The organism is Streptomyces sp. NPDC000941, from assembly GCF_053599555.1.
Map to the genome: position 1 here is coordinate 1 of NZ_JBSFMM010000222.1, position 17,992 is coordinate 17,992.

17 protein-coding genes are annotated in these 17,992 nt (G+C 71.7%); 6 read left to right on the forward strand and 11 right to left on the reverse strand.

Annotated features, from left to right (window positions below; all coding sequences use genetic code 11):
* Nucleotides 1–49 precede the first annotated feature (49 nt).
* The 4 genes from ACWDSL_RS43425 to ACWDSL_RS43440 all read right to left on the reverse strand — a co-directional run bounded on the left by ACWDSL_RS43425 (nucleotide 50) and on the right by ACWDSL_RS43440 (nucleotide 3,858).
* On the reverse strand, nucleotides 50–1,756 hold the full coding sequence (locus ACWDSL_RS43425) for a flavin monoamine oxidase family protein (protein WP_450493978.1): 1,707 nt from the start codon (nucleotides 1,754–1,756) through the stop codon (nucleotides 50–52).
* A 61-nt stretch (nucleotides 1,757–1,817) separates the two neighbouring features.
* Nucleotides 1,818–2,624, reverse strand: coding sequence for a carbon-nitrogen hydrolase family protein (locus tag ACWDSL_RS43430; RefSeq protein WP_450493979.1), 807 nt, complete (start codon nucleotides 2,622–2,624; stop codon nucleotides 1,818–1,820).
* A 154-nt stretch (nucleotides 2,625–2,778) separates the two neighbouring features.
* Nucleotides 2,779–3,234 (reverse strand): Lrp/AsnC family transcriptional regulator, encoded by a 456-nt coding sequence (locus tag ACWDSL_RS43435; protein ID WP_450493980.1) that lies wholly within the window; start codon nucleotides 3,232–3,234, stop codon nucleotides 2,779–2,781.
* Between the two features lie 210 nt (nucleotides 3,235–3,444).
* Nucleotides 3,445–3,858, reverse strand: coding sequence for an ATP-binding protein (locus ACWDSL_RS43440; protein WP_450493981.1), 414 nt, complete (start codon nucleotides 3,856–3,858; stop codon nucleotides 3,445–3,447).
* A gap of 253 nt (nucleotides 3,859–4,111) precedes the next feature.
* Here ACWDSL_RS43440 and ACWDSL_RS43445 point away from each other — a divergent pair, with 253 nt between their 5' ends.
* Both ACWDSL_RS43445 and ACWDSL_RS43450 read left to right on the forward strand, forming a co-directional pair.
* Nucleotides 4,112–4,960, forward strand: coding sequence for a helix-turn-helix domain-containing protein (locus ACWDSL_RS43445; protein WP_450493982.1), 849 nt, complete (start codon nucleotides 4,112–4,114; stop codon nucleotides 4,958–4,960).
* A 9-nt stretch (nucleotides 4,961–4,969) separates the two neighbouring features.
* Complete coding sequence (locus ACWDSL_RS43450) at nucleotides 4,970–5,161, forward strand: hypothetical protein (RefSeq protein ID WP_450493984.1); 192 nt, start codon at nucleotides 4,970–4,972, stop codon at nucleotides 5,159–5,161.
* Between the two features lie 253 nt (nucleotides 5,162–5,414).
* Here the strand turns inward: ACWDSL_RS43450 and ACWDSL_RS43455 are convergent, their stop codons facing one another.
* Nucleotides 5,415–5,918 (reverse strand): MerR family transcriptional regulator, encoded by a 504-nt coding sequence (locus ACWDSL_RS43455; protein WP_450493986.1) that lies wholly within the window; start codon nucleotides 5,916–5,918, stop codon nucleotides 5,415–5,417.
* 23 nt (nucleotides 5,919–5,941) lie between these two features.
* Here ACWDSL_RS43455 and ACWDSL_RS43460 point away from each other — a divergent pair, with 23 nt between their 5' ends.
* The 3 genes from ACWDSL_RS43460 (at nucleotide 5,942) to ACWDSL_RS43470 (ending at nucleotide 8,749) form a co-directional block, all read left to right on the forward strand.
* On the forward strand, nucleotides 5,942–7,441 hold the full coding sequence (locus tag ACWDSL_RS43460) for an MFS transporter (RefSeq protein WP_450493988.1): 1,500 nt from the start codon (nucleotides 5,942–5,944) through the stop codon (nucleotides 7,439–7,441).
* Nucleotides 7,442–7,724: 283 nt separating this feature from the next.
* Nucleotides 7,725–7,931: a hypothetical protein gene (locus ACWDSL_RS43465; RefSeq protein ID WP_450493989.1), complete on the forward strand. Its 207-nt coding sequence runs from the start codon at nucleotides 7,725–7,727 to the stop codon at nucleotides 7,929–7,931.
* Nucleotides 7,928–8,749, forward strand: a complete 822-nt coding sequence (locus tag ACWDSL_RS43470; protein WP_450493991.1) for a DUF2637 domain-containing protein — start codon at nucleotides 7,928–7,930, stop codon at nucleotides 8,747–8,749. Before ACWDSL_RS43465 ends, ACWDSL_RS43470 begins: the two co-directional genes overlap by 4 nt.
* Before the next feature lie 51 nt (nucleotides 8,750–8,800).
* Here ACWDSL_RS43470 and ACWDSL_RS43475 read toward each other — a convergent pair whose 3' ends face one another.
* The 3 genes from ACWDSL_RS43475 to rpe form a co-directional block, all read right to left on the reverse strand.
* Nucleotides 8,801–10,240 carry a GuaB1 family IMP dehydrogenase-related protein gene (locus ACWDSL_RS43475; RefSeq protein WP_450493993.1) on the reverse strand — a complete coding sequence of 480 codons (1,440 nt, stop codon included), beginning with the start codon at nucleotides 10,238–10,240 and terminating at the stop codon, nucleotides 8,801–8,803.
* Between the two features lie 169 nt (nucleotides 10,241–10,409).
* Nucleotides 10,410–11,399 (reverse strand): sugar-binding transcriptional regulator, encoded by a 990-nt coding sequence (locus tag ACWDSL_RS43480; protein WP_179285391.1) that lies wholly within the window; start codon nucleotides 11,397–11,399, stop codon nucleotides 10,410–10,412.
* Nucleotides 11,400–11,513: 114 nt separating this feature from the next.
* Entirely contained in the window at nucleotides 11,514–12,215 is a 702-nt protein-coding gene (gene rpe, locus ACWDSL_RS43485) for a ribulose-phosphate 3-epimerase (RefSeq protein WP_450493994.1), read from the reverse strand.
* A gap of 55 nt (nucleotides 12,216–12,270) precedes the next feature.
* Between rpe and ACWDSL_RS43490 the strand changes: the two genes are divergently transcribed.
* Nucleotides 12,271–13,146, forward strand: coding sequence for a serine hydrolase (locus ACWDSL_RS43490; RefSeq protein WP_450493995.1), 876 nt, complete (start codon nucleotides 12,271–12,273; stop codon nucleotides 13,144–13,146).
* 22 nt (nucleotides 13,147–13,168) lie between these two features.
* Here the strand turns inward: ACWDSL_RS43490 and ACWDSL_RS43495 are convergent, their stop codons facing one another.
* The 3 genes from ACWDSL_RS43495 to fmt form a co-directional block, all read right to left on the reverse strand.
* On the reverse strand, nucleotides 13,169–14,626 hold the full coding sequence (locus tag ACWDSL_RS43495) for an RsmB/NOP family class I SAM-dependent RNA methyltransferase (RefSeq protein WP_450493997.1): 1,458 nt from the start codon (nucleotides 14,624–14,626) through the stop codon (nucleotides 13,169–13,171).
* 77 nt (nucleotides 14,627–14,703) lie between these two features.
* Nucleotides 14,704–16,641 (reverse strand): ABC transporter ATP-binding protein, encoded by a 1,938-nt coding sequence (locus ACWDSL_RS43500; protein ID WP_450493999.1) that lies wholly within the window; start codon nucleotides 16,639–16,641, stop codon nucleotides 14,704–14,706.
* A 152-nt stretch (nucleotides 16,642–16,793) separates the two neighbouring features.
* Nucleotides 16,794–17,735 (reverse strand): methionyl-tRNA formyltransferase, encoded by a 942-nt coding sequence (gene fmt / locus ACWDSL_RS43505; RefSeq protein WP_450494000.1) that lies wholly within the window; start codon nucleotides 17,733–17,735, stop codon nucleotides 16,794–16,796.
* Nucleotides 17,736–17,992 lie beyond the last annotated feature (257 nt).

Here is a 17,992-nt window from a genome sequence, read left to right on the forward strand (position 1 = left end):
CCGACGTCATGGCGTGTCGCTGTCTCATACTCACCGCAAATCCACCGGCTCAGTCCTCCGGGAGTTCGACGGGCGCGATCTCGTCGTAGACATCGCCCGGGCCCGGGTTCTTCGGGTCCGTCCGCCCGCCGAAGTGGGTCATCACGCCCCACACCGCGTTGAGCGCGGTCTGTATGGCGCCCTCGGCCCACCCCGCGGTCCAGGAGATGTCGTCGCCCGCGAGGAAGACGCCGCGCCGGTCGGCCGGGAGCCGGTCCTGCATGAAGTGGGTGAACAGACGGCGCTGGTAGCGGTAGTGGCCGGGCAGGTTGGCCTTGAACGCGCCCATGAAGTAGGGCTCGTTCTCCCAGGAGACGGTGACCGGGCTGCCGATGATGTGCTTGCGGATGTCGACCTTCGGATAGATCTCCGACAGCGACTTGAGCATGACCTCCATACGCTCGTTCGCCGACAGCGGCAGCCACTTGAGGCTGTCGTCGCACCAGGTGTACGAGAGGCAGATGACGGCGGGCCGGTCCGGTCCGTCGTCCAGCAGATAGGTGCCCCGGGTCATCCGGTCGGTGAGCGTCATGCTCATCACGTCGCGCCCGGTGACCTCGTCCTTGTCCAGCCAGAAGGGCCGGTCCACCGGCACGAACAGCTTGCTGGACTCCATGTAGTGGGTGCGCTCCATCGCTGTCCAGTGGTCGATGGGGAAGAGCGAGTCATCGCAGTCGATCTTCGAGAGCAGCATCCAGGACTGCGCCGTGAACACCACCGCCGGGTACGAGCGGATATCGCCGGCCGCGTCGGTCACGACGATACGGTCGCCCGCCGCGCGGTGCAGCCGGGTGACGGCCGGGCGCGGCCGACCGCCGTGCAGGGAGGCCAGCGAGGTGCCCGGCGTCCAGTGCACGAGCTTGCGCGGCTCGCGCTCCCACAGCCGCAGCGGGAGCTGCTGGCTGCCGCCGACGATGCCGCGGTGGTCGTCGTCCGCGCCGGTGTAGACGACGCGCAGGATCTCCAGGATGGAATTGGGGAAGTCGGTGTCCCAGCCGCCGGTGCCGAAGCCGACCTGGCCGAAGATCTCGCGGTGCCGGAAGGAGGCGAAGGCCGGGGAGTCGCAGAGGTAGCCGTAGAAGGTCTGGTTGTCGAGCCGCGCGACCAGGCGGGACCAGATCTCCCGGATCCGCGGGACGTCGCGCTCGCGGATGGCGCGCTGCATGGCGGAGAAGTCGGCGCCGTCTTCCAGGCAGGCGTTCCATGCCTCCATCACCTGGTGGTAGACCTCGGGCAGGTCATCCAGGGTGCGGGCGTAGTGCGACTCGCCCTTCAGGTCGACGACGGTCGAAGGGGTGTCGGGCGCGAGGGGGTTGGGGAAGGGCCGGGTCTCCAGGCCCACCAGGTCGATGTAGTGCTGGAGGGCGGTGGAGCTGGGCGGGAAGCGCATCGCGCCCATCTCGGCGGTCAGCGACGGATCGCTGCCCTCGAAGCCGACCGTGCGCAGCCGCCCGCCGATCCGGTCGGCCTCGTGGACGACCGGCTTCAGGCCCATCTTCATCAGCTCGTACGCGGCGACGATGCCGGAAAGACCGCCGCCGATGACCGCGACCTCGGTGCCGTGCTCGGTCGCCGGAATCTGGCCGAGGCCCGCGGGGTGGGCGAGGTAGTCGTCGTAGGCGTAGGGGAAGTCCGGGCCGAACATGGTCAGCGGCGGGAGGTCGGACCGCTGGTCCTCCTGCTGCTCGGGGACGGCGGTGGGCACCATGGACGTCATCGGGTACGGACTCCTTGCGGGGGTTGAACGAGGGGGCGCGCGGGGCCGAGGGGGTACGGGGTCAGGTCAGGGGCGTGTACAACTCGGGCCTGCGGTCCGCCAGATACGGGTTCGCGGTGCGCGAGGCGGCGAGCAGCCCCGGGTCGACCTCGCCGAAGGCCAGCTCCTCGCCGCGTCCGGCGCGGGCCTTGACCGTGCCGTCGGGCCCGGCCAGACAGCTCAGCCCGACGAAGTCGAAGTCGCCCTCGGGCCCGGTCCGGTTGACGTACGCGATGTACAGCTGGCTCTCGAACGCCCGGACCGGGACGAGGGCTTCGGCCACGAACTGGAAGGGGTGCATCTGCGCGGTGGGCACCAGCAGCAGATCGGTCCCGGCCAGGGCGTGGGCCCGGACGTTCTCCGGGAACTCCACGTCGTAGCAGATCATGATGCCCAGCCGTACGCCACCGAGGGTGGCCTGGACGACGGGGGTCTCGCCGGGGGTGAACCACGCGCGCTCGAAGTCGCCGAAGAGGTGGGTCTTGCGGTAGTTCGCGAGCTCGGCGCCGTCGGGGCCGACCAGCCGGGCGGAGTTGAAGACAGCGTTGCCGGCGTCTCCCGCGCGCTCCGGGTAGCCGTAGAGGACGGCCAGCCCGTGGGTGGCGGCGATACGGGCCACCGCCCGGCCGCCCGGCCCGTCGGCAGGCTCGGCCAGCCGCCGTACGCCGTCGCCGATCGCGTATCCGGTCAGGAACAGCTCCGGGGCGATCAGCAGCCCGGCCCCGGCCGCCGCGGCGCGCCCGGCCGCCTCGTCGAGGGCCTTGAGGTTCTGGGCGGTCTCGCCGGGGTGGCCGGAGCTCTGGAGCAGGGCGATGCGCAGCGGGGGCATGGGCGGACCTCAAGCGGAGCGAAGGGGGAGCGGCACAAAAACGGTACGTCGGCCCGAGATCGGCGGACAAGGCGCGTCCGTTGCGCATCCGGCGTCGATTCATTACGTCTTGCGGGCCCGCGGCGGCGATTCGTTGCGCCGCTCGCCCCGGGGCCTACGCCGGGGCCCCCGAGCCGTAGCGGCGCAGCAGCGGCGAGAGGACCAGGACGGACTTGGTGCGCTCGACGAAGGGCTCGCCCGCGATCCGCTCCAGTACGCGTTCGAAGTGCCGCATATCGGAGGCGAAGACCTGGACGATGGCGTCCGCGTCGCCGGTGACGGTCGATGCGGAGACCACCTCGGGGTAGCGGTTCAGGCCCCGGTGGATGTCCTCGGGCGAGGTGTTGCGGCGGCAGTAGAGCTCGATGAAGCCCTCGGTCTCCCAGCCGAGGGCGGCCGGGTCGACCCGTACGGTGAAGCCGGTGATGGCCCCGTCGGCCCGCAGCCGGTCCACCCGCCGCTTGACGGCGGGGGCGGAGAGGCCGACCTCCTCCCCGATGTCGGCGTAGCTGCGGCGGGCGTCCTCGGCGAGGGCGTGGACGATTCGTTCGTCCAGATCGTTCAGTCGCACTGCGGGGATGTCACTTCTCTGCTGATGCCGGTGGGGAGCGGCGCGGGCCGTACGCGAAGTACAGCACACCGCGCTTCTGATCACCCACGGGGCGCCCTGCCACGTGAAAGCGCGAGGTCAGATGTGTGCTGAGCCCCTCCTCTACGCGGCCAGGCGGCGGCCTGACCCACCTGGCCTTGCGGCCCCTCCCGGCCGGACCGCGCCGCCGGGTCAACCACCCTGGAGGAAAGGAAGACCTGCGATCACGGACGTTCCGCGCGTGGGGCGGGGCCGGACGGTCCAGGCGGTGGCGAGGCTGTCGACGAGGATCAGACCCCGACCGCTCTCGGAGTCCGTTTCCGGGCGAGCCAGTTCGGGTTTGCCGGTACCCGGGTCGGAGACGGCGAGCCAGTAGTGTCCGTCGGCGGGCCACAGGACGAGTTCGATGAAGTCCTCGTCCTCCCGGCAGGCGCCGTGGCGGATGGCGTTGGTGACCAGTTCGGAGGTCAGCAGGCCGAGGTCGTCGCCGAGGTGGGGGTGAAGGCCGTACGGCAGCGACTCGGCGACGGCGTGCCGGGCCCGCCGTACGGAGGTGGGGTGAGCGGGGAAGCGCCAGTGGGCAGGTACGAGGGGGATCTCGGGCATGGCGAACTCCACGGCTGTGTGAAGGGCTTGGGGTCGCCGGTGGCCTGCCGCCCTGGTCGCGGGCACCCCCGCCCCAGGGCAGGCAGGCATGCTCGCGCGGTGCGCTTCCGGCATTGCGGTGTGTAACTTGCGCGATACTGACAGTAGAGCAGGCAGTGGTAAATTTTCCACGCGCTTCGAGAGAATTCACCACGGAGGGGTACGGCGGCCTCCGAGTGCGACCGAGTGGCACCCGCCGGATGAAAGGAACCCCATGCCCCCAAGGACGACCCCCACGGAACGGCAGAAGCGACTGGGAAGTGAGCTGCGGCGTATCCGTACCGTGGCAGGCAGGTCCGCAGAGTTCGCGGCGGGTCTACTGGGCGTGGACCGAGGCAAGATCTCCAACATCGAGTCAGGGGTCCGGGGTATCAACGCCGACCGCCTGCGCACACTGGCCTGCAACTGCGATGTGACCGATGAGGCATACGTCGAGGCGCTCGTCGAAATGGCCCAGGTGAGTAAAGGCTGGTGGGAGCGCTACCGAGGCATCCTGCCCCAAGGCCTGCTGGACATCGCAGAAACGGAAAGCAACGCTGTACGCATGCGCGGCGCCAACACCGTGCATGTGCCGGGCATGCTCCAGACATCGGAACAGGCGATGGCCATCTTCCGAGCCGCGGTCCCTGCCCTGCCCGAGCACGAGGTTGCGCTGCGGCTTGCGCTGCGTTCGGAGCGCCAGCAGGTGATCACCGGCGACACGGCGATCCCGTACGTCGCTGTCATCCACGAGGCCGCACTGCGGATGCAGTTCGGTGGTATCGACGTGGCCCGTGCCCAGTTGGAGTACCTGCTGGAGGTCTCCGAGCGGGACAACGTCACCGTGCTCGTCCTCCCCTTCGCCCACGGCGCCTTCCCTGGCGCCGGGCAGACGGTCGTCCACATTGAAGGCCCCGTACCGCAGCTCGATACCGTGCAGGTGGACAGTTCCCACGGGCCCACTTTCCTCCATGCCGAGGGTCAGTTGGCGAAATACCGAGCGCAACTCGATCTGTTGGAAGGTCTGGCTCTGCCGCCAGAGCAGTCCCGAGACTTCATTCGTGACATCGCACGCCAACTGTGAGGAGCACCAGTGCCCGACATCACCTGGGAAAACCCCTTCTGCGCTGAGGGCAGCTCCTGCTTCCGCCTCGGTACGGACGCTCACGGCAACGGCTACATAGCCGTTGTCGGCCAAGAGGACCACTACCTCACCGACTCCCTCGAAGCCCTGCGCACCCTCATCACCGACATCAAGGCAGGCAAAGCCGACCACCTGCTGTAGGGCCCGCAGCACGCGTCGCCGCCAGTCGGTACCGTGGAGTGCACCCGCCGCTCCATGTCACCGACCGCTTGCTCTCGCCGTGCAGCGTTCGACAGGCGAGGCGCCCTTGAACCCTCGGCGGCAGGGCCGCCGGCGATGGCCGTTGCCCTGCCCCATGCCCGCACGGCGGAAGGCACTCGCTCCGCCCCGGGTCCAAGACCGGGTGCCTGCACTGCGGCGCGGGTGTCCGATGACGCGGCCTTGTCCGCCGCTCTCAGCCCGCGCTGCCGCCTCGGCGCCGCTCGGCGGTGCCCTGGGTGGGTGCCCAGAGCCGGTCGGCTTCACCGGCGGCCATGCTGCCCCGGTAGACATCGATCTTGCGGTCGATGAGTTTCAGGTTCTCCTGCATCTCCGCGAGCTTCGCCAGCACATCGGCGCGGTGGGTCTCCAGGAGTGCGAGCCGTTCCGCCTCGTTGCCCGGCCCGGCAGCGACCAGTTCGGCGTATCGGCGGATGCCCCTGATGGGCATGCCGGTGGCGCGCAGCTTCGTGCAGATGACGATCCACTTGAGATCGAGTTCCCGGTACCGGCGGCGACCGCCGCTCGTGCGGTCGACGGGGCTGACGACCAGGCCGGCGCGTTCGTAGTACCGGAGCGTGTGCACGCTCACCCCGGTGCGGCGGGCCGCCTCGCCGATGGTCACGCCCTCTGTGGGGCCGGCGCTGGGCCACTTCGGCTCGGCGGCGCCGGATGTCACGTGCGACTTGATTTCGAGCACGCTCTAAATCCTAGCGTCGGAGCATGAATTCATCCGTACTGTCCCCCGCTGCGGCTGCGGAGCTGAGCCCGCGCCGCAAGTCCTCGGTGCTCGCGATCTGCTGCCTCAGCATGATCGTCGTGGTGATGGACATCTCCATCGTCAACGTCGCCCTTCCCGCCATGGGCCGCGACCTGCATGCCTCGGAGTCCGGCCTGCAGTGGACGGTCGACGCCTACACCCTCGTGCTGGCCGGGTTCCTGGTGCTGGCCGGGTCCACCGCCGACCGGGTCGGCCGGCGGCGTGTCTTCCAGACCGGTCTCGCGGCATTCGGCCTCGGGTCGCTGCTGTGCGGACTGGCGCCGGGCATCGGCTGGCTGATCGCAGCACGAGTGCTGCAAGCCGTCGGCGGGACCATGCTCAACCCCGTGGCCATGGCGATCGTGGCGGACACCTTCAGGGGTGCCGCCGAGCGGGCACGGGCGATCGGGGTCTTCGGCTCGATGTCCGGGCTGGCGCTGGTGCTCGGCCCGATCCTCGGCGGCGGGCTGGTCGACGCCCTCGGCTGGCGGTCGGTCTTCTGGATCAACGTCCCGATCGTGGCCGTGGCGATCGTGGGCACCGCGCTTGTCGTGCCCGAGTCCCGGGCCGCCCGGGCACGCCGGTTCGACCCCGTCGGGCAGGTGCTGATGGTCCTGGTCCTGGGCGGTGTCGTGTACGCGATCGTCGAGTCCGGGTCACTGGGCTGGGCTTCGCCGGTCATCGTCGGACTGCTCGCCATGGCCGCGCTCGCCGCGGTGGGCCTCCTGGGCCATGAATCGCGCCGTGCCGACCCGCTCCTGGAATTGCGTCTCTTCCGCAGCGTGCCGTTCAGTTCGGCGATCGTGATGGCGCTGTTCGCCCTGTGCGGCTTCGGCGCGTTCCTGTTCGTGACCACCCAATACCTGCAGGAGGTACGCGGCCTGCCGCCGGTCGCGTCGGGGCTGTGCCTGCTCCCCGTCGGACTGCCGGTCCTGGTGGTATCGCCGCTCACCGGGCGTGTGGTCGGCGCGCGCGGACCCCTGCTGCCGCTGGTGGTGGCGGGGGCGGCCCTGGCTCTCGGCGGCGGCGTGTCGCTGTGGCTCGGTCCGGATACCCCCCTCCCGGCCGTACTGGCGGTCTACCTGCTGTTCGGCGTCTTCCTCGGCACGGTCAACCCGCCGATCACCAACTCGGCGATCTCCGGGATGCCCCGCTCGATGGCCGGGCTGGCCGGCTCGCTGGCCTCCACCGGCCGCCAGGCCGGCACCACACTGGGCGTCGCGATCTCAGGGACGGTCATCGGCCCGGAGGCCGCCCGTGGCGGGACGGCGTTCACGGGCGCGGCACATGGTGTGTGGTGGATGGTGGTCGCACTCGGCGCGGGCATTGTGATGCTCGGACTGGTGAGCACACGGCACTGGGCTTCCCGCAGCGCCGCACGAGCTGCCGCGCTGTTCGAGCGGATGGACGCGCCGACGGCGAGGAAGCGACCGGGGGCGGCCGACGCCGCCGGGGCTCGGTGACCACCGTGCACATCTGTCTCCGAAAGGCCGATTTATGATCCATTCGCGGACATCACCGGGACGCCACGCGGGCTGGTCGAGCTCCTTATCGCTGCCGGCCGGGTGGCTCGAATGACAGTGACCGGCGGCGTACACACAGCAGACCAGTTATTGCGCATATACGTACGAACGTTGCACATGGGGCGGCTGTACGGTGAATCGTTGCGGGAGGCCGGGCCGCACTGAAGCGCGTTTCACCCGAATGCCACGATACGGCACCAATTTGGCCCTCGTTGGTGGGAACGTGACCCCAGACAGCCTGCAGAGCACCGATCATGACCCCCACGGCCCGGACGGCGAGTGCCGTCCGGGAGGCCACGGAGGCGCCGACGAGCGGCTTCCGCTCGAGTACTGCGCCCGGGTGTGGGAGGACTTCCTGCGCACCCTGAACCGCATCGAGACCGACTTCGTCCACCGCTGCGGCCCCACGGAACCGGGCGTACAGGCATGACGTACACCGAGCCGAGGCCGGGCGGCTACGGCGCCCCGCCCCCCGGCGGCCACCGGTCGTCCGCTCCCGGCGAGCGGTTCGCTCCTGGCGAGCGGTTCCAGATGGCCCCCGACGACCCGCTGGGCTTCCCGCTGCCGGACCCCGAGACGATCGAGAGCCGGTGGGACCTGGAGGGGGACCTGGCCCGGCTGCTCCAGACCTCCGCCCCGGCCTCCTCCCCCGCTTCTCCCTCTTTCGACTCGCCCTCTTTCGACTCGCCCCTCGACGAGCCGCCCGAACGGACCACCGGGAGTTTCCCCGCCGCCCGCTCCCCCGCGCACGTCCGCGGCCGCGGACGGCGCCGCCGGGTCCGCTTCCGGCTGCCGACCATGCCGTGGCTCCAGCTGATCAGCCTGATCTTCGCGGCGCTGACCACGGTGATCGTGGCCATGCTGAGCGTGCTCGGCGGGATGATCTCCTACGGACCGCTGCGCTATCTGGCCTCCCCCAGCACCTCGGAGTCCATGGCCGCGTGGTGGCCGCTGCTGGTCTACGGGCCGTGGCTGGTCGCCTCGCTGTCGGTGCTGCGCGCCGCCCTGCACCGCCGGGGCGCGGCGCACTCCTGGGCGGTGGTGGTGCTCTTCTCCACCATCGCGGTCTTCCTCTGCGTCGCACACGCGCCCAAGGACCCGCCCAGCATGGCCGTCGCCGGGCTGCCGCCCGTCGCCGCGCTGGTCTCGTTCCACCAGCTGGTGCGCCAGATCACCCTGACCAGCCCACCGCGCCACGCCCTGCCCCGCACCCGGGGGGCCGAGCCGCGCGACAAGCCGCGTGCGTAAAAGGCCCCCGCTCGGCCGAGCGGGGGCCACACCATGTCATCTGCCCGGTCGTCAGTCCCAGCTGGCGTGGAGCGGCTTGCCCTCCGCGTAACCGGCGGCGCTCTGCACCCCGACCACGGCCCGCTGGTGGAACTCCTCCAGCGAGCCCGCGCCCGCGTAGGTGCAGGAGCTGCGCACGCCCGCGACGATCGAGTCGATCAGGTCCTCGACGCCCGGCCGGGCCGGGTCCAGGAACATCCGGGAGGTGGAGATGCCCTCCTCGAACAGCCCCTTGCGGGCCCGGTCGTACGCCGACTCCTCGCTGGTGCGGTTGCGCACGGCGCGGGCGGAGGCCATGCCGAAGCTCTCCTTGTACGGCCGCCCGTCGGCGGTGTGCTGAAGGTCGCCCGGCGACTCGTACGTCCCGGCGAACCACGAGCCGATCATCACATTGGACGCGCCCGCGGCCAGCGCCATCGCGACATCCCGCGGATGCCGGACGCCGCCGTCCGCCCATACGTGCTTGCCGAACTTCCGCGCCTCGGCGGCGCATTCGAGCACCGCGGAGAACTGCGGCCGCCCCACACCCGTCATCATGCGGGTGGTGCACATCGCGCCGGGGCCGACCCCCACCTTCACGATGTCGGCGCCCGCCTCGATCAGATCGCGCACACCCACGGCGGAGACGACATTGCCCGCGGCCACCGGCACGCCCGGGTCGAGCGCCCGGACCGCCTTCAGCGCACTGATCATCGACTCCTGGTGGCCATGCGCGGTGTCCACCACCAGCGTGTCCACCCCCGCCGCGAGCAGCCCCTTGGCGCGCCCCGCCACATCGCCGTTGACCCCGACGGCCGCGGCGATCCGCAGCCGGCCGTCCGCGTCCACCGCGGGCCGGTAGAGCGCCGCGCGCAGCGCGCCCTTACGGGTCAGAATGCCCGCCAGCCGCCCGTCCGCGTCCACGGCGGGGGCGAGCTTGCGGTGTGCGGCGTCGAGCCGGTTGAAGGCCTCGCGCGGGTCGATGTCCGCGTCGAGCAGCAGCAGCTCCCGCGACATCACCTCGCTCAGCTGGGTGAAGCGGTCCACGCCGGTCAGATCCGACTCCACGACCACTCCCACCGGGCGGCCGTTGTCCACGACCACACCCGCGCCATGCGCCCGCTTGGGCAGCAGCGCCAGCGCGTCGGCGACGGTCCCGGTCGGGCCGAGCACGATCGGCGTGTCCAGCACGAGGTGGCGCTGCTTGACCCAGCCGACCACCTCGGCGACCACGTCCAGCGGAATGTCCTGTGGGATGACGACCATCCCGCCACGGCGGGCGACGGTCTCGGCCATCCGGCGCCCGGCGATCGCGGTCATATTGGCCACCACGAGCGGGATGCTGGTGCCGCTGCCGTCGGGCGAGGACAGGTCCACATCCTGGCGCGAGCCGACCGCGGAGCGGCTGGGCACCATGAAGACGTCGTCGTACGTCAGGTCGTAGGGCGGCTGCTGATCATTGAGGAAACGCACGCTCGGAACTTCCCAGTCGTTCGGAATTGGCCCTCGACGAAGGAAGCCGAGGAAAACGCACGTACTTCATTCTCCCACGTCGGCCCCGGTACCCGGCCGGGACGATCATCCAGAACGGCCGGGAACCCGCTGGTCGGATCGTCCAACGCCGCCCGCGTACCACACCCTGTTACACCCCGTCGGGGTCCGCCCGGTCCAGCGCCGGGCGCGGGCCGGGGCCCGTCTCCAGCAGCAGGTGATCGGCGGCGGCGGTGTCCGTGACCAGGCTGGTGACCAGGCCGGAGCGGAGCACCGCGCCGATCGCGGGGGCCTTGCGGCGCCCGCCCGCGATGGCGACGACCTCCGGGATCCGCCGCAGCCGGTCGGCCTCGACCGTGATGCAGCGCTCGCCCAGGTCCCGGCCGATGCGCCGGCCCTCGGCGTCGAAGAGGTGGGCCGACATCTCGGCGGCGGCGCCGAGGCCCGCGTAATGGGCCCGCTCCTGCTCGGTCAGCATGTCGTACACCGTCGAGATACCGGCCTCCCACGAGCCGATGGAGACGGCGGCGACGGTGACCTTGTCGAAGTACTCGAAGGCGCGGGCGATACCGGTCTGGCCGCGCAGCACATCGGCGGTGGCCGTATCGGGCAGCAGCATCGGCGCGTAGATGGGGTGCGCCTCGCCGCCGGAGACGGCGGCGGCCCGCCGGACCGCCTCGACCGAGCCGCGCTCGGCGGTGCCCGCGTCGTACACGCCGGTGAGCTGGACGACGGTGCACGGGGGCAGCTGGTGCAGGGCCGCGGCCATGTGGATCGTGGACCGCCCCCAGGCCAGGCCGAGCACATCGCCCTCGGTCACCAGCTCACCCAGCAGATCCGCGGCGACCTCGCCGAGGTTCTCCGGGTCCGGGGTGTCGGCCTCGGCGTCCGCCGGGGACTCGACCACGACCGCGTGGCGCAGCCCGTACCGGGCGCGCAGCGCGTCGGAGCGCTCCGCGTCGAGCTCGGCTGGCACCCGGATCTCGATGCGCACCAGATCGCGCTCCAGCGCGGTCTCCAGCACCCGCGCCACCTTGAAGCGGCTGACGCCGAACTCCTCGGCAATCTGGATCTTGGACTTGCCTTCGAGGTAGAAGCGGCGCGCCATGGCGGCCGCCTGCACCAGTTCGGCGGGTCCCATCCGCGTGCCTGAACGGCCCGTCGACACCGCGGTCTCCTCACTACTTCCTACGTTCTGGACTCACCGTTCATCCTGTCAGAAACGGCGGACTTGATCTGCCCTTTACCGATGAGTTCATCGGGCGGTCGCGGGCCCGTCTTCCGTACGCCGCGCAATGGGGGTCGCCTGCCGGGCCAGACCACGCAGCTCCTCGACCGCCTTGGCCGGGTCCTGCGCCCCGTACACCGCGGACCCGGCGACGAACACATCGGCGCCGGCCTCGGCACACCGCTCGATCGTCGAGGCGGAAACCCCGCCGTCCACCTGAAGCCACATCTCCAGGCCGTGCTTGGAGATCAGCTCGCGGGTGCGCCGGATCTTCGGCAGCATGATGTCGAGGAACGCCTGCCCGCCGAAGCCGGGCTCAACCGTCATCACCAGCACCATGTCCAGCTCGGGCAGCAGGTCCTCGTACTGGTCGATGGGGGTGGCGGGCTTGAGCGCCATCGACGCCCTGGCCCCCTTGGCCCGGATCTCACGGGCCAGCCGTACGGGGGCGGCGGCGGCCTCGGCGTGGAAGGTCACCGAGCCGGCGCCCGCCTCGACGTACTGTGGGGCCCAGCGATCCGGGTCCTCGATCATCAGATGGCAGTCCAGCGGCGTGTCCGTCGCCTTGCCCAGCGCTTCGACCACCGGCACGCCGAGAGTCAGGTTGGGAACGAAGTGGTTGTCCATCACATCGACATGGAGCCAGTCGGCACCCTCGACGGCCTTGGCTTCCTCCGCGAGGCGGGAGAAGTCGGCGGACAGGATGCTGGGGTTGATCTGCACGGCCATGGCACCAGCCTGCCACGGCCGCCGCCGGTCCATGGACCCGGGTGATCACGCACACATGACGCGATACCGAATCTCCACGACACCGGACCGCTCCCGGCTGGTCCAGGGCGCCCTGTCCGTGGCCCTGGCGGCGGGGCTGCTGGTGGCACCAACCGCCGGAGGCGGGACTGCCACGGCGGCCGGTGCGTGGCGCCCGGTGTGCACCTCCGCCCGGCCGGGGCTGGCCATCAAGCTCTCCACGGACATCGCGACGGCGCTGCGCGGCCGGCCCGAGGCGGTCGCGATCGCCCTGCGCGACCCCGCCACCAACACGGTCTGCATCCTGCGCGGGAACCGGGCCTTCGACTCCGCGAGCGTGGTCAAGGTGACCGTCCTGGCCACCTTGCTGTGGGACGCGGACCAGCGGCACCGGCAGCTCACCGCGCGGGAGTCCGAGCTGGCCACCGCCATGATCACCAAGTCGGACAACGCCGCCACCAGCACGCTGTGGCGGCAGCTGGGCGCCGACAAGGTGGCGGCGTTTCTCCGGGCCGCCGGGATGTCCCGGACCGTGCCCGGCACCAACAACCACTGGGGCCTGACCCAGATCACCGCGCGCGACCAGATGAGGCTCCTGGACCTGGTGACCAACCCGAACCCGGTGCTGAGCGACAGCGCCCGCGCGTACATCCTCGATCTGATGGGCAAGGTGGTGCCCTCGCAGCGCTGGGGCACCCCGGCAGGCGCTCCGGACACCGTGCAGAGCCATGTGAAGAACGGCTGGCTGTCCCGCGCCACGCACGGCTGGCGGGTGCACAGCATCGGCGTCTTCACGGGCAACGGCCCCAGCTACACGATCACCGTGCTGACCCAGGACAACCGCACCATGGCCGCCGGAGTCGCCACCGTCGAGGCCGTCGCCCGCGCGGTGCACCGGGACCTCCGCGGCTAGCCGGTAAGGTCCCGGTCTCTCCTCAGTCCGTGCGCCGCAGCAGCGCCAGATACATCGCGTCCGTGCCGTGCAGATGCGGCCACAGCTGCACATCCGGGCCGTCCCCGAGCGCGGGCACCCCGGGCATCAGCGGCCGGGCGTCGATCCACTCGGCGGCGGGCGCGGCGCCGCCGCGACCCTTGAGGACGTCGTCGACCACGGCCCGCGTCTCGGCCAGGTGCGGCGAGCAGGTCGCGTAGCCGACCACGCCGCCCACGCGCACCGCGCTCAGCGCCTGCCGCAGCAGCTCCCGCTGCAGCGGCGCGAAACCGGCCAGATCCTCGGGGCTGCGCCGCCAGCGCGCCTCGGGGCGGCGGCGCAGGGCGCCGAGCCCGGTGCAGGGCACGTCCACCAGGACCCGGTCGAAGGTGCCGGGGCGCCACGGCGGCCGGGTGCCGTCCGCCGCGATCACCTGGTACGGGCCGGGGTTGCCCGCCAGCGCCCGCTCGACCAGGCCCGCCCGGTGCGGCTGCTTCTCCGAGGCGAGCAGCGCCGCGCCCCGCTCCGCGGCCAGCGCGCCGAGCAGCGCGGCCTTGCCGCCGGGGCCCGCGCAGCCGTCGAGCCAGCGCTCGTCCGCCCCGGTGACGGCTGCGTTCGCCAGCGCGAGTGCGACCAGCTGGCTGCCCTCGTCCTGCACCCCCGCGCGCGCCTCGCGGACCGCGTCCAGCGCCCCCGGCTCGCCGCCCTCGGCGAGCCGCACGGCGTACGGGGACCAGCGGCCCGGCAGCGCGGAGCCCTCGCCGACCGCCGCCATCAGCTCCTCGGTCGTGCTCCGGCCCGGCCGGGCGACGAGGGTGACCTCGGGCCGTTCGTTGTCGGCCTCCAGCAGGTCCTCGATCCCCGCGCTGCCGCCGCCCAGCGCGTCCCACAGCGCGGAGACGATCCACCGCGGATGGGAGTGGACGACGGCCAGGTGCTCCTCGGGGTCCTCGTCGTACGGCGGGGCGACCTTCTCCAGCCAGCCGTCGAGGTCATTGGCCGCGATCTTGCGCAGCACGGCGTTGACGAACTTCGCCCGCCCGTCGCCGAGCACCACCCGCGCCAGCTCGACGCTCGCCGAGACGGCGGCGTGGGTGGGGATACGGGTGCCGAGCAGCTGGTGCGCGCCGAGGCTGAGCACGTCCAGCACGGGCGGGTCCACCTCGCGCAGCGGCCGGTCCACGCATTCGGCGATGATCGCGTCGTAGGTGCCCTGGCGGCGCAGGGTGCCGTAGACCAACTCGGTGGCCAGCGCGGCGTCCCGCGCGTCGAAGGGCTTGGCCTCGGTGCTGTCCTGGCGGGCCTTGCGCAGCAGCGGCGGCAGGACGAGGTTCGCGTACGCGTCGCGTTCGTCGACGGCCCGCAGCGCCTCGAAGGCGAGGATCCGTACGGGGTCCTTCTTCGGGCGCCGGTAGGGCTTACCGGGGGCGCTGCGGCGGGGACGGCCGGGCTGGGGACTCACGGGAAATGTGCTCCGGGGAGGAATGGGGCTCTGAAAGTCCCAGCCTACGGCGCGTTCCATCAAAGGCTCGGCCGGCCTCAGTTCAGGGCGCCCTTGGCCGCCTGGGCCGGGCCCTCGACGAGCGCCGGCTCACCCAAGGACTCGCTCAGCGCCGACGGCTGCTCGAACTGGGTGCGGTACAGCTCCTCGTAGCGCCCGCCGGCCGCGAGCAGCGCGGTGTGCGTGCCGCGCTCCACGATCCGCCCGTCCTCGACGACCAGGATGAGGTCCGCGGCCCGTACGGTGGACAGCCGGTGGGCGATGACCACGGCGGTGCGCCCGTCCAGCGCCTCGGTAAGCGCCTCCTGGACGGCCGCCTCGGAGGTGGAGTCCAGGTGGGCGGTGGCCTCGTCGAGGATCACCACGCGGGGGCGGGCCAGCAGCAGCCGGGCGATGGTCAGCCGCTGGCGCTCGCCGCCGGAGAGCCGGTAGCCGCGCTCGCCGACCACGGTGTCCAGGCCGTCGGGCAGGGCCGCGATCAGCCCGTCGAGGCGGGCCCGGCGCAGCACCTCCCACAGCTCGTCCTCCGCCGCCTCGGGCCGGGCCAGCAGCAGGTTGGCGCGGATCGAGTCGTGGAAGAGGTGGCCGTCCTGGGTGACCATGCCGAGCGTCCGGCGGATCGACTCGGCCGTCAGATCGCGTACGTCCACGTCCGACAGCCGTACGGCGCCGCCGTCGGCGTCGTAGAGCCGGGGCAGCAGCTGCGCGATGGTCGACTTCCCGGCGCCCGAGGAGCCCACCAGCGCGACCATCTGGCCCGGTTCGGCGCGGAAGGACACCGAGTGCAGCACCTGTTCGCCGCCCCGGGTGTCCAGGGTCGCGACCTCTTCCAGGGAGGCGAGGGAGACCTTGTCCGCCGAGGGGTAGCCGAAGTCCACCCGGTCGAACTCCACCGCCACCGGTCCCTCGGGCACCGGCCGGGCGTCCGGCTTCTCGGCGATCAGCGGCTCGAGGTCCAGCACCTCGAAGACCCGCTCAAAGCTGACCAGGGCGCTCATCACCTCCACCCGGGCGCCGGCCAGGGCGGTCAGCGGCGCGTACAGGCGGGTGAGCAGCAGCGCGAGGGCGACGACCGCGCCGGGGTCCAGCTGGTCGCGCAGCGCGTAGTAGCCGCCGAGGCCGTAGACGAGGGCGAGGGCCAGGGCGGAGACGAGGGTCAGGGCGGTGACGAAGGAGGTCTGCACCATCGCGGTGCGCACCCCGATGTCGCGCACCCGCCGGGCCCGCGCCGCGAACTCGGCGGACTCCTCGTCCGGCCGGCCGAAGAGCTTGACGAGGGTGGCGCCGGGCGCGGAGAAGCGCTCGGTCATCTGGGTGCCCATGGTGGCGTTGTGGTCCGCCGCCTCGCGCCGCAGCCGCGCCAGCTTGCCGCCGACGCGCCGGGCGGGCAGCAGGAACATCGGCAGGAGCACCAGCGCGAGCAGGGTGATCTGCCAGGAGATGCCGAACATCACCGCGAGCGTGAGCAGCAGCGTCACCAGATTGCCGACCACCCCGGAGAGGGTGTCGCTGAACGCCCGCTGCGCGCCGATCACATCGTTGTTGAGCCGGCTGACCAGGGCGCCGGTGCGGGTACGGGTGAAGAACGCGACGGGCAGGCGCTGGACGTGGTCGTACACGGTGGTGCGCAGATCGAGGATGAGCCCTTCGCCGATGTTCGCCGACAGCCAGCGGGTGAGCAGCCCGAGCGCGGCCTCGGCGACCGCGATGACGGCGATGAGCGCCGCGAGACCGAGGACGGTGCCCTGGCCCGAGCGGTGCACGATCGCGTTGACGACCCGGCCGGCGAGCAGCGGGGTGGCGACCGCGAGCACGGCCGTGACGACGCTGCTGACCAGGAAGAAGGCGAGGCGGCGGCGGTGGGGGCGGGCGAAGCCGCCGATCCGCCGCAGGGTATCGCGGGAGAACGGACGTTTGTCGTCGTTGGCCATCGCGGTCCGGTAGAGCGAATGCATTGCGGTGGCTTCCATGTCCATCGCGCACCTCCGTCGGTCTCGGGGTGCCGTCCCTGGATCGCGGCTCTTCCGGACCGGCGGCACACCTCAGGACCGTAAGACTTAAACCTTTGTTGAGGTCAAACTCGCCCGGTCCCGCGCACGGAGGCGCGGGACGGACAGGAGAGGGGTCGCTACCCGCCCAGCCGCTCACCCTGGGCGATCCGCACCCCGCGCGCCCAGTCGGCCCCGGGCATCGGCCGCTTGCCCTGCGGCCGCACCCACCTCAGCTCCACCGCGTGGCTGCCCGTGCCCACGTACACGGCCTTCTTCGTGACGGCGAGCTCGCCGGGCGCCAGGTCCGCAAGGTCCGTACGGTCCGTCACCAGCGCCGCCGCGTTCACCTTCAGCCGCTCCCCGCGGAAGGCGGTCCACGCCCCCGGCGCGGGGGCGCAGCCACGCACCAGCCGGTCGACGCGCAGCGCGGGCGCGGCCCAGTCGATCTCGGCGTCCTCGACGTTGATCTTCGGGGCGAGCGAAACGCCCTCGGCGGGCTGCGGCTCGGCGCGCAGGGAGCCGTCCTCGATGCCGTCCATGGTGGCGGCCAGCAGCCCGGCCCCGGCCAGGGACAGCCGCGTCAGCAGATCGCCGCTGGTGTCCGTGGGCCGTACATCCTCCGTCACCACCCCGTACACCGGGCCGGAGTCCAGGCCCTCCTCGATCAGGAAGGTCGACGCGCCGGTCACCTCGTCGCCCGCCAGCACCGCGTGCTGCACGGGCGCCGCGCCGCGCCAGGCGGGCAGCAGCGAGAAGTGCAGATTGACCCATCCGTGCGCGGGAATCTCCAGCGCCGCCTTGGGCAGCAGCGCGCCGTACGCGACCACCGGGCAGCAGTCCGGCGCGATCTCGCGGAGCCGGTCCAGGAACTCCGGATCGCGCGGCTTGGCCGGCTTGAGCACCTCGATCCCCGCCTCCGCCGCCCGCTCGGCGACCGGGCTCGCCACCAGCCGCCGACCGCGCCCGGCCGGTGCGTCCGGACGGGTGACGACGGCCACCACCTCATGCCGGTCGGACGCGATCAGCACGTCCAGGGCGGGCAGGGCGACCTCGGGAGTACCGGCGAAGACGAGCCTCATGGGTGGCGAACTACCTCTCACGCGCAGTGGGAACAGCGCACCAGTCTAGGCGCCGCGCTCCGGGGGGCGTACGAAAGCGGTGGCGCACGCCCCCGGACCGTGACCCGACGGGCGGGTGTCGCGTTGGTCAAGGCAGTCAAGGCAGATTGACCGCGTCGGGGGGGGGGGGGGGGCGCCCGGCGGTTTCTGTATGAGGGCGCGGTGCTGGTTTATGTAAATTTTTTTTGTTTCGAACGCCCTGTGGTGTGGGGTGTTGT

Bases quoted from the DNA above. Each gene is read 5' to 3' on its own strand.
- ACWDSL_RS43425 (WP_450493978.1), bottom strand. From the start codon at position 1,756: ATGACGTCCATGGTGCCCACCGCCGTCCCCGAGCAGCAGGAGGACCAG.
- ACWDSL_RS43430 (WP_450493979.1), bottom strand. From the start codon at position 2,624: ATGCCCCCGCTGCGCATCGCCCTGCTCCAGAGCTCCGGCCACCCCGGC.
- ACWDSL_RS43440 (WP_450493981.1), bottom strand. From the start codon at position 3,858: ATGCCCGAGATCCCCCTCGTACCTGCCCACTGGCGCTTCCCCGCTCAC.
- ACWDSL_RS43445 (WP_450493982.1), top strand. From the start codon at position 4,112: ATGCCCCCAAGGACGACCCCCACGGAACGGCAGAAGCGACTGGGAAGT.
- ACWDSL_RS43460 (WP_450493988.1), top strand. From the start codon at position 5,942: ATGAATTCATCCGTACTGTCCCCCGCTGCGGCTGCGGAGCTGAGCCCG.
- ACWDSL_RS43470 (WP_450493991.1), top strand. From the start codon at position 7,928: ATGACGTACACCGAGCCGAGGCCGGGCGGCTACGGCGCCCCGCCCCCC.
- ACWDSL_RS43480 (WP_179285391.1), bottom strand. From the start codon at position 11,399: ATGGGACCCGCCGAACTGGTGCAGGCGGCCGCCATGGCGCGCCGCTTC.
- rpe (WP_450493994.1), bottom strand. From the start codon at position 12,215: ATGGCCGTGCAGATCAACCCCAGCATCCTGTCCGCCGACTTCTCCCGC.
- ACWDSL_RS43490 (WP_450493995.1), top strand. From the start codon at position 12,271: ATGACGCGATACCGAATCTCCACGACACCGGACCGCTCCCGGCTGGTC.
- ACWDSL_RS43500 (WP_450493999.1), bottom strand. From the start codon at position 16,641: ATGGACATGGAAGCCACCGCAATGCATTCGCTCTACCGGACCGCGATG.
- fmt (WP_450494000.1), bottom strand. From the start codon at position 17,735: ATGAGGCTCGTCTTCGCCGGTACTCCCGAGGTCGCCCTGCCCGCCCTG.